Consider the following 12,955-nt stretch of genomic DNA (forward strand, 5'->3'; position numbering starts at 1 on the left):
CAGCCTACGGGCATGAGCAGCAGTGAGCAGCCCCTTTCCTCCCCCGCGGAATCTGGCGCCCTTCCCGACTGGGCGCAGGCGGAGGCAGGTACCTTAATGGAGACCTTGCGCATGGAGGTGTTGGAGCGAGGAGCGCAGCGCACCGTGGTGCGCATGCCGGTTGCAGGCGCTCTACAGGTGATTGGAATCCTGCATGGCGGCGCCACTGCCGCGGTGATTGAGACGGCGGCCTCGGTGGCGGCGCGAGAAGCGGCTCCTGAGGGCACGGTGCCGGTGGGAGCCGAGCTGACGGTCTCGCACCTGCGGCCAGTGCGTATGGGTGAAGTGACAGCTACGGCGGTGCCCGTGCATCTGGGGCGCCGCAGCGCGCTTTACACGGTAGATGTGGTGGACAGCCAGGGACGCCTCAGTGCGACGGGTCGGCTGCGGAGTTTGTTCGTTTGAGCCGCTGCTGCGCGGTCTTGGCCACAAACAGCTCTGGGCCTATTGAGCGCCGACGGAGCCCGGCGCAGCCTGCGTACTCAGTCCTGTTCCTTGCCGTCCTGTGTGCTCTTGGCAGCCTTGACTCCCCCACCCACTTGCTCAATGACGGCGTCGGCCACCTCCCGCATGGTCAGGCGGCGGTTCATGGAGGTCTTTTGGAGCCAGCGGAATGAGTCCGGCTCGCTCAGGCCCATCTTTTCCATGAGCAGCCCCTTGGCGCGGTCCACGCGCTTGCGGGTCTCAAAACGCTCCTGCAGGTCCGTGATCTCGCTCTCAAGCGAGAGGATCTCCTCATGGCGGGAGTAGGCGATTTCCAGGGCCGGAATGAGGTCTGCCGGGGTGAAGGGCTTCACCACGTAGGCCATGGCACCGGCGGCGCTAGCCCGCTCAACGAGCTCCTTTTGGGAGAAGGCTGTGAGCATGACGACAGCGCAGGAGTGCTCTGCGAGAATGCGTTCAGCGGCAGTAATGCCATCCATGACGGGCATTTTGACGTCCAGCACGCATAAATCCGGCTCATGCTCGGCCACTAGGCGGACGGCTTCCTCGCCGTCGCTGGCCTCAGCGATCACCTCAAAGCCCGCATCGGTAAGGGTCTCCACGATGTCGAGGCGGATGAGGGTCTCGTCCTCTGCGACGAGAACCCGGCGCGGCTTGGGTGTTGACTCGGTATTCACGGGCTAAGCCTAGTATGCTCTGAGCCGTTCAAGGCCGACCGAAGTCAGCCGAGAGCCTCCGTAGCCCAATTGGCAGAGGCATCCGACTCAAAATCGGAGTGTTGTGGGTTCGAGTCCCACCGGAGGTACTGGTACTCAAAGGGCGTGGGCCCTGTGCACAAAGCACGGGGCCCACGCCCTTTTTAAATGCCTCAAACAGCTCAGTGCGTGAAGACGGCCTGCTCCCCCACGTGGTGCACGCGGATGGAGTTCGTGGAGCCGGGTGTGCCCGGGGGCATGCCAGCCACGATCACCACCGTGTCACCGGGGTGGGCGATGTGCTTGGACTGAAGCAACTCATCGACCTGCGCCACCATGTCATCGGTGTGTCTAACCTCAGGCACCTCGTAGGTTTGCACGCCCCAGGAAACAGCCAACTGGTTGCGCGTAGTGTGCAGTGGGGTGAAACACAGCAGGGGGATTGGTGAACGCAGACGTGAAAGTCGGCGTGCCGTGTCACCCGACTGAGAGAAGGTCACTAGGAAGGCGGCGTCCAATACCTCTCCCATATCTGCGGCAGCCCGGGTGATCGCACCACCGCGGGTCTGTGGATAAGACCCCAGGCCGGGGATACGCTCCCCACCGTTCTCTTCAACATTCTCAATGATGCGGGCCATGGTGCGCACGGCCTCGATCGGGTAGGCGCCCACGCTGGTCTCGCCAGAGAGCATGACGGCGTCAGCCCCATCCAGGATGGCGTTGGCGCAGTCAGAGGCCTCCGCGCGGGTGGGGCGCGGGTTCTGAATCATGGACTCAAGCACTTGGGTGGCCACGATGACGGGCTTGGCTTGCCTGCGGGCCAGCTCGATCGCACGCTTCTGGACCAGCGGCACGGACTCCAGGGGCATCTCCACGCCCAGGTCACCGCGCGCCACCATGATGCCGTCAAAGGCATCAACAATGTCGAAAAGGTGCTCCACGGCCTGGGGCTTCTCGATCTTGGCGATCACCGGGATGCGTACCCCGACCTCGTCCATAATCTCGTGGACATCCTTGATGTCATTGGCATCGCGCACAAAGGACAGCGCAATCAGATCGGCGCCGATCTTCAGGGCCCAGCGCAGGTCACCGCGGTCCTTCTCGGACAGGGCGGGCACGGAGACGGCCACACCTGGAAGGTTGATGCCTTTGTTGTTGGAGACGTAGCCAGGCACCTCAACAGTGGTGACGACGTCGGTGTCCGTGACTGCCTTGACGCGCACGGCCACGTTGCCGTCGTCGATTAGAAGCCGGTCACCGGGACGGCAGTCACCCGGCAGGCCTTTGAAGGTGGTGGAGCAGCGCTTGACGGTGCCCAGCACCTCCTCAGTGGTGATGGTGAACTCATCGCCCTTGTGCAGCTGAACCTTCTGGTCGTTGACAAAGCGACCCAGGCGAATCTTGGGGCCTTGCAGGTCGACCAGAATTGCGACTGGTTGGCCGGAAGCCTCTGCGGCTGCGCGGACGCGGGCGATGACCTCCTCCTGGTCCTCGGCGCGTCCGTGGCTGCGGTTAATGCGCGCGACGTTCATGCCGGCGTCTACGAGGGCCTGAACCTGCTCTGGGGAATCTGTGGCCGGGCCGAGTGTGCACACGATCTTCGCTCTACGCATGACACCAGCCTAAGCGAAAGTGGCGAGTGCCATCACCGGCGTCAGCATTCCCAGCGGGGTTGCGACCAGCCTCACGATATGGCTGAGCTGGTTTCCGGTTCACTGGAGGCGGCCTCCACAACGCTCTTGCCCTCCTTGCCTTCGCCGCTCCCGCCAAGTTCTGTAGCGGCGTCCGTGGCAACCTCCAGGTCGGCGGCAGCGTCATGCTTCCGGCGCACGGCGTCGGAGGGGCCGCGGCGGCTGGTCCAGATATAGCCCAGGAGTCCCGCTAAGAACACCAGCAGTGAGGTCCACACATTTAGGCGCAGGCCAGCAATCAGTTGAGCATCGTCAACGCGCAGCATCTCGATCCAGGCACGGCCAGCGGTGTAAACCATCATGTAAGCCCACATGATCCGGCCACCGGTGGCGCCGTCACGGGCTTTGAGCCTGCGTGCGAGCCACAGCAGCACTAGGACTCCGGCAGCATTCCAAAGCGCCTCATACAGGAAGGTTGGGTGAAAGAGGGTGCCGGAAGGATATCCGGCAGGCAGGTGGGCGTCGTCAATCTCCAGGCCCCAAGGCAGCGTGGTGGGGCCACCGAATAGCTCCTGGTTGAACCAGTTGCCAAAGCGTCCGATCGCTTGCGCCGCTAGCACCCCCGGGGCCAAGGCATCGGCGAAGGGCGCAACCCGCAGGCCTCGGCGCCACAGCAGCACCGCGCAGGTGGCTGCGCCAGCTGAGATGCCTCCCCAGATGCCAATCCCGCCTTCCCAGATGCGTGGGATATTGGCCAGGCTGCCTTCAGGTCCGAAGTAGGCATCTGGGGAAGTCAGTACGTGGTAAAGGCGCGCCCCCACAATGCCTAGTGGCACTGAGAGCAGAGCCAGATCTACCACCGTGTCTCGCTCACCACCAGCTGCCCGGTAACGCCGCTCCCCCCAGCCCACAGCCAGGAAGATGCCGGCCAGCAGGCACAATGCGTAGGCGCGCAGCGGGAAGGGCCCTATTTGCCATACCCCCTGTGAAGGACTGGGGATACTGGCACCCAGCTGGGTCGCCAGCCACATTCCTGGCATATTCAAGCTCAGGGGCATGGATTCAATGTGCCTCTCTATTAGTGGCTGAAAGCAAGGCCGGGTGGGCGCCAGCAGCGACTAGCTCAGCCACAAACTGCTGCGGATCAGCAGACCGCAGGATAGCTTCACCTACCAGCACGACGTCGGCGCCGCTGCGAGCATAGTTCATGACATCGTGGGGACCACTGACTCCACCAGCTGCCAGCCGTATTACCTCAGCAGGCAGCACCTCAGCAACCTGTTCAAAAAGCGTCCGGTCCACGTCACAAGTCTGCGGGTCGCGGGCGTCCACCATAATCACTTCAGCCCCGGACTCCACCGCGGTCAATGCCTCACGGCGCGTGTGTACCTCCGCCACCGCGGTCATCCCCAGTGAGTGCGTGCGATCAATCAGCCCGGCTAACACCACGTCAGGAACCGCGCCGGCAATGAGCACCAGCATATCCGCGCCGTGGGCACGAGCCTCATGTACTTGGTAGGGCGTAACCACCATGTCGTTCATCAGCACCGGCACATCCACGGCGGCGCGCACGGCATCCAGATCGGCCAGATCGCCGTGGTAGAGGGATGACTCGGTCACCACGGATACGGCTACCGCCCCTCCAGCCTCGTAGAAGCTTGCCATTACGCCGCAGTCCCCGACTCCGGTGAGGTCTGCGAAGGTGGCGGTGGTGCGCTTAACCTCGGCGATCACGGAGACTGCGCGGTCAGGACTGCGCAGTACCTCTACGGCGCAGCGGGCCGAGGGCACCTTGCGGGCAAGCTCGCGCAACTGCTCCAGTGGCAGGGACGCCTCCCGTGCCTCCTGAGCGGCGCGGGCAGCAGCGGCGAGTGCTTCAAGGTGCCTCATTGCCGATTCCTCCAAGTTGTCCCACTCAGTTAGGCGATAGCCCACTGCTAATACAATCGTCCACGGCAGATGCCCTTTGAAGCAAATCCGTTCAGAAACCTGGACTGGCCGGGGTTTCAACAGACTTTGATCTGTGGAACCCCGGCCAGCAGAGCGTGGCTAAAGGCTTAGCTCAGTCGCGTGCCCCCTCGCGCCGCGCCAGCCGGTAAAGCACCGCGATGATGCCGCAGAACAGCAGCGCTCCCAGACAGATTGCGAGCTTCGCAAAGCTATCAGGCATGATCGCCAGCGGTTCGTCCTCGCCAGAAGCCCCGACGATGCCCGCATAGACCACGCCCCACAGGCTCTCACCAACAATCAGGCCGGTGGCCACCAGCGTACCCATGCGCTTAGCACGCTCGGGGTTGGCTTGTTTCTCCGCCCATTTATCGTGCAGGAGCCCAAGCACCGCACCGATAGGGATCATGATGGTGATAGCCATCGGCAGGTACATGCCCATTCCCACAGCCAGGCCGGGCAGGGAGAGGTTCTTGGTGGTGCGGGTCAGGACCTCGTTAATGATGATGACCACTACACCGATGGCCGCCCCCAAACCGATCAGTTTCCAGTTCAGGTTCCCACCAAAAACGCCTTTGATCAGGTCGGAGATCAAGGAGGCCTGTGGGGCAGACAGGGCATTCTCACCGGCGCCAGGGGCACCTTGGAATCCAAAAGCCTTCTGCATGAGGTTGAGGACCGGCGGGATGATAACCGCACCAAAGCCCACACCGATTATTAGGGCCACCTGCTGCTTCCAGGGGGTTGCTCCCACAAGCTGACCGGTTTTGAGGTCCTGCAGGTTGTCGTTAGAGATCGTGGCGATACCGAAGACGACCGCAGCCGTGAACAGCGTGTAGGCCACCAATGCGGACAGCTGGTCACCCTGGACGGTGCCGTGCACCACCTTGACCACCAGCGCAGCGGCGATAGCCACGATGATGCCCACGCCCGAGATCGGAGAGTTAGAGGCACCAATTAGGCCTGCCATATAACCGCAGACGGAGGCGACAGCCAGGCCGGTGAGCAGCACAAAGACGATCGAGATGAACACCAGGCCCCAGGCGGAGTGCTCGATGGCGGTGCCGCGCACGAACAGCCACAGGAGCACACCGATCGGCAGCATGGAGGCCAGGATTACGCCCATAACGACCTTGGCGGAGAGGTCACGTTCAGTGATGTCCACCTCCTGGCCAGACTCACGGCGAGCGGTCGAGGAAAGGGAGTCTTTGATACCGACCACGATAGGTCCGATGAGCTTAATGAGGGTCCACACTGCGGCCACGGCTATTGTGCCGGCGCCAATCAGGCGGACGTCACTCTTGAATACGCCGCCGACCGCCTTAGCGAGTTCCACGGAGCCGTCGAGCTGCCCCCAGGTCTGCATAGGCAGCAGGATGCCGTAGGAAATCAGCAGACCGACAATCATGGCGATACCAACGCCGATACCCACCAGGTGTCCCACACCGATCAGCGCCAGGGACAGGGAACCAGCCGCCATAGTGCCACCAGAGCCAATCTTGAAAGCTCCGGAGACCTCAGTGGCTACAGCCTTCAAAGAACCCAAGATGGCGAAGCCGGCAGAGGCCAAGCCGCCCCAGATAATCGCCAGGAGTCCGCGACGGGATTCCTCGGCGCCTTCATTGGTGTCTCCCACGCGCAGCACCTCGGCGGCAGCCACACCCTCCGGGTATGGCAGGTCGGAGTTAGTGACCAGCGCGCGACGCAGCGGGATGGAGTACATGACGCCCAGCAAGCCACCCAGGGCGATTACAAAGACGGACTGCCAGTAGGGGAAGCCTTGCCACCAGCCGACCATTACTAGTCCAGGTAGCACGAAAATAATGGCGGATAGGGTGCCGGCAGCGGAGGCAATCGTCTGAACGATGTTGTTCTCCTGGATGGTGTGATCCTTGAAGTAGCGGAGCACAGCCATGGAGATCACAGCAGCGGGGATAGAGGTGGCAAAGGTCAGTCCGGCCTTCAAACCCAGGTAGACGTTCGCCGCTGTGAACACGATGGTGATCAAGCCACCAATGATGACGCCGCGTAGCGTCAGCTCCTTGACATTCAAGGGTGCAGCCGCAGTCTTGGCCGCTGGGCCCGCTGCTGCCTTTGATTTCGAAGGGGACATTCTCAGTGCTTCCGGTTAGATGCTTCCCGACCGCTCTAGGAGATCAGGCGGTCATGGGTTTCCCGGTGACGCTAGCATGTCCAGCGTTTCCGGCCCGTGACCCGCCTGGCATGCACAGGATCACAGGCAAAGGTGAGGCGGCTCAGTTCTCAGTTTCTTTTCCCACTGTGGCCCCCAAATCCCCGCCTGCTAGGAAGCAACTGCGCTTACCGGTGTGGCAGGCTGCTCCGAGCTGATCTACTTCTAGGAGTAGGGCGTCTCCGTCGCAGTCCAGACTGACGGACTTGACGTACTGGAAGTGCCCGGAGGTATCACCTTTACGCCAGTACTCCTGGCGCGAGCGCGACCAGAAGGTGACACGACCTTCAGTAAGGGTGCGGCGCAAAGCCTCGTCGTTCATCCAGCCGACCATCAGCACTTCACGGGTGTCGTACTGCTGTACCACCGCGCAAATCAGGCCCTTGGCGTCCCGCTTGAGGCGGGAGGCTAGCGCGCCCGGCAGTGCTGAGTAGTCGTGGGCTGGTTGCGAGCTCATGGCGGAAAGTCTCCCACGTGCGCAGCAGCCTCTAGGCAGCTCAGCCCCAGAGCGGCGCCGTCGGCGGACCTAAAAGGAAAGCCAGCCAGGGCTGCAGCCAAGGGGTGTTGCGCAGCACTGTGAAAACAGCCACCGCCACCCCAAGCACCAGCGCTTCGCGCGGGCTCATGAAAGCGTCCAAAACCCGATCCAAACCACGCAGGCGCTCGCGCAGTACGCGATAAACCAGCCTGGCAGCTAAGCCGATGAGCAGCAGTTCAACTAAGGGAGCGATCGGGTTCCAGCCAAGCGCAGCTGCCCAGTCACCGTGCAGCAGCGACACGGTCGCCCGCGTGCCCCCACAAAAAGGACACCAATAGCCCGTCAGCGCATGAAACAAGCAGCCCCCAGGAGGCAGAGGCGGAGCAGTCAGGGCGGGAGCAGCGAGCATAGCTCAGTAGCTTCGCGTCCTCGACCAGACCACGAATACCCAGAAGGCAATCCAAAGCGCCATAGAAACGACTGAGATCACCACTGCGGCGATTGACACCCCTTTATTGTCCGCATGCCCGTTATTTGCCGCGACAATTCCTGCGATGCCCAGTCCAAGTGCAATCAGTTGGGCCACTCCGTAGGTGCAACAGAGCACGGAAACGATGCTCAGGCCTAGAGCCCAGCCCCCCAGCGCGTTGGACCGCGTCCGGTTAGACATGAGGACCATCTGCTGTACCTGCGCCATAACTGGGTCGTAGATCGGCTGCATTGGGCGCGAGACCATCATCGGTTGAGGCTGGTAGGCACCAGCCTGTGAACTTAGGTAGCTACTGCCCTGGTACTCGAATCCGGGGTAGGGCGTGCCGGCAAGCGGCGGCTGGGCGGCATAGGGGTCTGAGCTAGGACCAGCGTAGGGGTTGTATGGGTCTGGGGCACCCGGTTGGTTATACGGATAGTCGCTCATGGGCTCATCAGAGGATCGGGGATATACAAGTGGCTCAATGTTAAGCGGCTACAGCGAGGCTCTAGCGCAAGTGGGTAGTTCTACCACCGCACCGGGAGGCCAGCCGCCCGCAGCGCTGATTTGGCTTGCCGCACAGTCATCGTGCCAAAGTGGAACACAGAGGCTGCCAGCACGGCATCTGCACCGTGCAGCGCCGCTTGCGCGAAGTGTTCTGGCCTGCCTGCTCCCCCAGAGGCGATCACCGGCACCCGCAGCTCTTGGCGCACCGCGTCCAGCATCTCCAAATCAAAGCCCTCCTTGACGCCATCAACATCCATGGAGTTCAGCAGCACCTCACCCGCACCTAGCTCGGCTGCCTGAACCGCCCAAGCTACGGCGTCGATCCCCGTGGAAATGCGGCCACCGTGAGTAGTTACCTCATAACCGGAATCCGTGGTGACGCCCTCGGGGCAGCGCCTCGCGTCAACCGAGAGCACTAGCACCTGGTTGCCAAAGCGTTCCGCTACCTCAGCGATGAGTTCAGGCCGGTTGATAGCTGCGGTGTTTACCCCAACTTTGTCAGCACCAGCGCGCAGGAGCCGATCTACGTCCGCAACGCTGCGGACGCCACCGCCAACGGTCAGTGGCACGAAGACCTGCTCGGCGGTGGCTGAGACGACCTCCAGCATGGTGGCACGCCCCTCCGCAGAAGCAGAGACATCCAGAAAAGTGACTTCATCAGCGCCTTGCTGCTCGTATTTGGCGGCTAGCTCAACTGGGTCACCGGCATCACGCAGGCCCTGGAAATTAACGCCCTTGACCACGCGCCCGGCTTTTACGTCTAGGCAGGTGATAACGCGAACGGCAACGCTCATATAGGGCTCCTGACTGGGCGGGCAAATCGTGCTGGGGCCCGGCTGGCTGCTGCGTATGACGGACTCCAGCCCCAGATTAGCGCCGTGACTCGCCTGGACGAGTACCCATCCACGTGGGCGCAATGCTGCAATTAGGCTCAGGTCGTGAATCCTGCAGCTGTCACTCCCAACTCGGGTGGATCGGAAGCCTGGCTCGCACTGCGCCCGGTGCCAAAGCAGCATGCACTCCAAGTAGTTCTAGCCCATCTAGCGAATGCTCGGGCTAGAGCAGCCGAATCCGCTCTCCCTGGCCGCGGCTTGGTAGTGGTGATTGATGGCCCGGCCGGAGCCGGCAAGACGCATCTAGCTAAGGAAGTCGCTGCGGCGCTGGAGTACAGCACAACATGGCAGGGAATCGTGCAGCTTGACGAGTTGGTGCCCGGCTGGGATGGCTTGGCGGCTGGAGTAGAAGCAGCGCGGGGCATGCTGCATGCGCTGGACTCTGGCCAGCCAGCCCGGGCACGAAAGTGGGACTGGAGTGCATCCAGCCCAGGCGGCTGGCTGACCCTGCCGCCGTTGCAAGGTGGTGTGCTTCTGCTTGAAGGTTGTGGTGCTCTTGCCAGTGCGGCGCAGGACCTACGGCGTCTCGCATTGCTGCGCGTGTGGGTGCAGGCGCCGCCGGAGATCTGCGTTGCGCGCATCCAGCTGCGTGACCCCTATGTTTGGGACCTTAAGAACTGGCAAGCCCAAGCTGAGCGCCAAGCTCAGAGCTGGAAACACGGACCTAGAGCGTATTGGCCAGACCTGGTGATTGCTGGCTAACCGCAGGGCGCCTGCCTTGAACTCCCCTCTGCTTCCCGATAAGTGGCCACCAACCGGATGAGAGAGCTTAGGAGCTTCTAGGGCGCCGCAGGTGCACTCGGAGTTACCACCACGATTTGGTCCGTTGGGGCCGTAGTCGGCTCGGCAGTCTTGGAATCAGGGTTGTCTACGGATAGAACATCAATGGCCAGGGCCACAGATACATCTCCCCGCGCCTGGGCAGCAGGCAGTGCCATAAGCACCCTAGATCCGACCCGTACGTCGCGCAGGTGGTCTGCTGCTGCGGTTATGAGTTCTTTCATGACCACACCGCAAGGCACCATCGTGTCCCCGTAACAGTCCGTAATTGCCTGCCCGGTCTTCCAGTTGACCATGGTGTAGCGCGCCACCAAGGTGTCGCCATCCTTAATCTGCTCGCCTTCGCCCTCAATCAGGAGTTCGGCGCGCACCGCCGTCGGCTCCGGAAGGCCCGCAGTGCCCAGGGTGACTTTGCCGTCAGATCCCATGGTGAAGCTCGGCATACCCGCAGGCGTTGGCTGTGGGGTGCCATGAGATCGCAGCTCCATGATATCGATGACCGTAATTTCAACAATTGCCTTGCCGTCAGGCTGTGTCACTGGTGAGCGCAAGACTAGGCGGGTCCCCTCGGTCAGTCCGACGATGCGCCAGGAGAGATCACCACCCACAGTATCTGCAGTCAGGGGGCCTAGGAACAGACGTCGGCCCGCAGTATTGCCGGTGGTATTGGTGCCGTCTGCCCCGGAGTAGGTGGAGACACTGAGCATTACCGGCTCACCACCGTTAACCGCGCGACCAGTACCTCGATTGACCACGTCCGAGAGGGTCTCTTGGACTGGGATTATGGGACCGTTCAGTTTCACAACCGGTGGGGCGCCAATGCGTCCGGCAACCTCCAGGAGCTGGTTCAGGGGAGCATCACCTGGCAGCGGGCTAGCGACTTCTTTGGCCATCAGCGTGGGCGTGGGGGTCGGACTAACTTCAACCACCGGACTGGTCCGCCTCGAAGTCAGCAGCGGCAGCGCCACCATCACGGCCACCAACGCCACCGCCATCACCGCAATAATCCAGGTGGCTGGGCGCTTACGCCCCAGCGTCGCACCTATGACCTTATGGGCCCCAACGGCAGCTGCTTGTTCGTTCTGCTGGAGCCGACGACTGCGGCGAGTCTCAGCGGGAGCCACGCGGCGGCCACTGCGAGTTTGGTTCAAATTTTCGCGGCGGCTACGACGGGTCTCTGTGGAAGCCGCCCGGCGGCTGCGGGGCTCGGGAGCCTGCGTGCTCATGGGCGCCTCCTCACGTCTCAGGGACTGTAGGGATCGGAATAGACCGGCTCATCCTGCATCGCGGCGAGCAAGGCGTCAACGCGAACGTCCGAGTTGACAAGTGGGTCGCGTAGGGCAATGGCAGGAACAGAACCGTCTTCCAGCTTGAGGTTAACCCAATCCACAGCCAAATCTCGACGGCGTGCCTGTGCCCAGGCCACAGCCTGACCTCGCAGGTGAGCGCGAGTGGTGGCAGGAGCGTGGCCCATGGCACATTCGCACGCAGACTCAGCAACGTAGCGGCGCAGCAGGCCTGCTGACTCGAGTCGGCTGCGCAGCCCATCTTGCGCAGCGATGTCATGGTAAGCCAGTAGCAGCCGGGCGACGCGTGGATCGGTGAGCTCGGCTCCGGTGCGGTCCTGGTAGCGGCGCAGCAGACTGAGCTTGGCGGCCCAGTCCAGGTCAGTTGCGACCGCCCCGAGGTCATCGCAGCGCAGCGCCTGCAAGCCCCGCGCCCATAGGCTAAGAACCTCGCTTTGAAGCGAGTCTAGATCAAGCTGTTCACAGTGCGCAGAGATCCTGCTCAGGTGCTCCTCTTGAAGATCTAGCGCCGTGATCATGCCTCCGCTAGCAAGCTCCAGCTTGGCCTGGCCACTGAGGTCGTGACAGGTATCTCGGATGGCGCGCATCGGCTCTGCCAGAGCCAGATCACTGAGATCTCCGCCTTTCTCCAGGTAGTCCAGGAGCAGATCCATCTGGCCTAGCTTCAGCAGCGTTGAGCCTTGCGCAATATTGGAATCTCCTACGATCACATGCATGCGGCGGAAGCGCTCTGCGTCAGCGTGGGGTTCATCGCGCGTGTTTATCAGGGGCCGGACTCGGGTGGTGGCCGCAGAGACGGCGTCGTGCATTTGGTCGGCACGCTGGGAAAAGACGTAGCGGGTGGGCCGGTTTCCAGCCGGGTCCACGTCAATATGTCCGGCACCTACCAGGATCTGGCGAGTTACCAGATGGGGCACTAGGGCGCGCGCATCTTTCCAAAAGTCTCCACGGCGGTGCACCAGGTAATTCTCGTGACAGCCAAAGCCACTGCCCTCGGCGTCAAGGTTGTTCTTGAGCAGGTGGATGCGCCCGGGCACCTCCTGTTCAGCCAGATGGGTGTTAGCTTCGGCAACGAGGCGCGCCATGAGCAGTTCCCCGGCCCGATCCTGGGCCAGGAGGTCAGCTAAACGGTCACACTCGGCGGTGGCGTACTCGGGGTGACTGCCTACGTCCAGGTATAGACGCCCGCCGTTGGGGGTGAAGACATTGGTTGAGCGATGGCGCTGGACTAGAGGCTTGAATAGCTCACGGGCGGCATGATCGGCATCCAGGGGTGCTGGTCCCCCGTTAGTGGAAGCACATGTAATGCCGTATTCGGTCTCTATTCCAAAGACTCTTCTGGCGGGCGAGGCGTGGCGCTCCGCAGTGGTCACTGTCCGCCCTTCTGGACGAAGCCCTGAACGAAGGCAGCGGCGTTGGCTTCCAAGACGGCGTCGATATCGTCGAGAATGTCATCAACCGCGCTGGCTTGCACTTGGCCACCTGCAGCAAGGGCGTCGTCGGCTCCGAAATGGCCCTCCTGTGGCTGCAGTTGCTGCTGGTTTTGGGACATGGGCTCCTCGATTCTGCTCGAC

The 12,955-nt window shown here is 62.3% G+C and carries 14 protein-coding genes and 1 tRNA gene; 3 read left to right on the forward strand and 12 right to left on the reverse strand.

What is annotated here, in order from left to right; translation table 11 throughout:
• Positions 1–12 precede the first annotated feature (12 nt).
• Positions 13–444, forward strand: a complete 432-nt coding sequence (locus DR039_RS00175; protein WP_111835403.1) for a PaaI family thioesterase — start codon at positions 13–15, stop codon at positions 442–444.
• A gap of 77 nt (positions 445–521) precedes the next feature.
• Here the strand turns inward: DR039_RS00175 and DR039_RS00180 are convergent, their stop codons facing one another.
• The gene (locus DR039_RS00180) at positions 522–1,160 is read right to left on the reverse strand and encodes an ANTAR domain-containing response regulator (RefSeq protein ID WP_111835404.1); all 639 of its coding nucleotides are present in this window, start codon (positions 1,158–1,160) and stop codon (positions 522–524) included.
• Positions 1,161–1,214: 54 nt separating this feature from the next.
• Between DR039_RS00180 and DR039_RS00185 the strand changes: the two genes are divergently transcribed.
• Positions 1,215–1,288 (forward strand) — tRNA-Leu (locus tag DR039_RS00185).
• Positions 1,289–1,360: 72 nt separating this feature from the next.
• On the opposite strand, the gene pyk is transcribed toward DR039_RS00185, so the two are convergent.
• The 8 genes from pyk to hisF form a co-directional block, all read right to left on the reverse strand.
• Entirely contained in the window at positions 1,361–2,791 is a 1,431-nt protein-coding gene (pyk, locus tag DR039_RS00190) for a pyruvate kinase (protein ID WP_111835405.1), read from the reverse strand.
• Between the two features lie 71 nt (positions 2,792–2,862).
• Positions 2,863–3,867, reverse strand: a complete 1,005-nt coding sequence (gene lgt / locus DR039_RS00195; RefSeq protein ID WP_229116711.1) for a prolipoprotein diacylglyceryl transferase — start codon at positions 3,865–3,867, stop codon at positions 2,863–2,865.
• A gap of 4 nt (positions 3,868–3,871) precedes the next feature.
• Positions 3,872–4,699: an indole-3-glycerol phosphate synthase TrpC gene (locus DR039_RS00200; RefSeq protein ID WP_111835407.1), complete on the reverse strand. Its 828-nt coding sequence runs from the start codon at positions 4,697–4,699 to the stop codon at positions 3,872–3,874.
• Between the two features lie 172 nt (positions 4,700–4,871).
• Positions 4,872–6,869 carry an OPT family oligopeptide transporter gene (locus DR039_RS00205; RefSeq protein WP_111835408.1) on the reverse strand — a complete coding sequence of 666 codons (1,998 nt, stop codon included), beginning with the start codon at positions 6,867–6,869 and terminating at the stop codon, positions 4,872–4,874.
• Positions 6,870–7,011: 142 nt separating this feature from the next.
• Positions 7,012–7,404, reverse strand: a complete 393-nt coding sequence (hisI, locus tag DR039_RS00210) for a phosphoribosyl-AMP cyclohydrolase (protein ID WP_111835409.1) — start codon at positions 7,402–7,404, stop codon at positions 7,012–7,014.
• Between the two features lie 40 nt (positions 7,405–7,444).
• Positions 7,445–7,834, reverse strand: a complete 390-nt coding sequence (locus DR039_RS00215; RefSeq protein WP_111835410.1) for a DUF2752 domain-containing protein — start codon at positions 7,832–7,834, stop codon at positions 7,445–7,447.
• A 3-nt stretch (positions 7,835–7,837) separates the two neighbouring features.
• The gene (locus DR039_RS11020) at positions 7,838–8,341 is read right to left on the reverse strand and encodes a DUF4190 domain-containing protein (RefSeq protein WP_126622260.1); all 504 of its coding nucleotides are present in this window, start codon (positions 8,339–8,341) and stop codon (positions 7,838–7,840) included.
• Positions 8,342–8,421: 80 nt separating this feature from the next.
• Entirely contained in the window at positions 8,422–9,195 is a 774-nt protein-coding gene (hisF, locus tag DR039_RS00225; RefSeq protein WP_111835412.1) for an imidazole glycerol phosphate synthase subunit HisF, read from the reverse strand.
• 144 nt (positions 9,196–9,339) lie between these two features.
• On the opposite strand from hisF, the gene DR039_RS00230 reads away from it, so the two are divergent.
• The gene (locus DR039_RS00230) at positions 9,340–9,996 is read left to right on the forward strand and encodes an AAA family ATPase (protein ID WP_111835413.1); all 657 of its coding nucleotides are present in this window, start codon (positions 9,340–9,342) and stop codon (positions 9,994–9,996) included.
• Positions 9,997–10,073: 77 nt separating this feature from the next.
• Here DR039_RS00230 and DR039_RS00235 read toward each other — a convergent pair whose 3' ends face one another.
• The 3 genes from DR039_RS00235 to DR039_RS00245 are packed head-to-tail and all read right to left on the reverse strand — an operon-like array spanning position 10,074 to position 12,933.
• Positions 10,074–11,300, reverse strand: a complete 1,227-nt coding sequence (locus DR039_RS00235; protein ID WP_111835414.1) for an FKBP-type peptidyl-prolyl cis-trans isomerase — start codon at positions 11,298–11,300, stop codon at positions 10,074–10,076.
• A 17-nt stretch (positions 11,301–11,317) separates the two neighbouring features.
• Entirely contained in the window at positions 11,318–12,754 is a 1,437-nt protein-coding gene (gene pafA / locus DR039_RS00240; RefSeq protein WP_111835415.1) for a Pup--protein ligase, read from the reverse strand.
• Positions 12,751–12,933: a ubiquitin-like protein Pup gene (locus tag DR039_RS00245; protein ID WP_111835416.1), complete on the reverse strand. Its 183-nt coding sequence runs from the start codon at positions 12,931–12,933 to the stop codon at positions 12,751–12,753. The genes pafA and DR039_RS00245 overlap by 4 nt, the downstream gene beginning before the upstream one ends.
• Between the last annotated feature and the right edge of the window lie 22 nt (positions 12,934–12,955).

It is taken from the genome of Actinomyces bovis, from assembly GCF_900444995.1.
GTDB classification, from domain to species: Bacteria; Actinomycetota; Actinomycetes; order Actinomycetales; family Actinomycetaceae; genus Actinomyces; species Actinomyces bovis.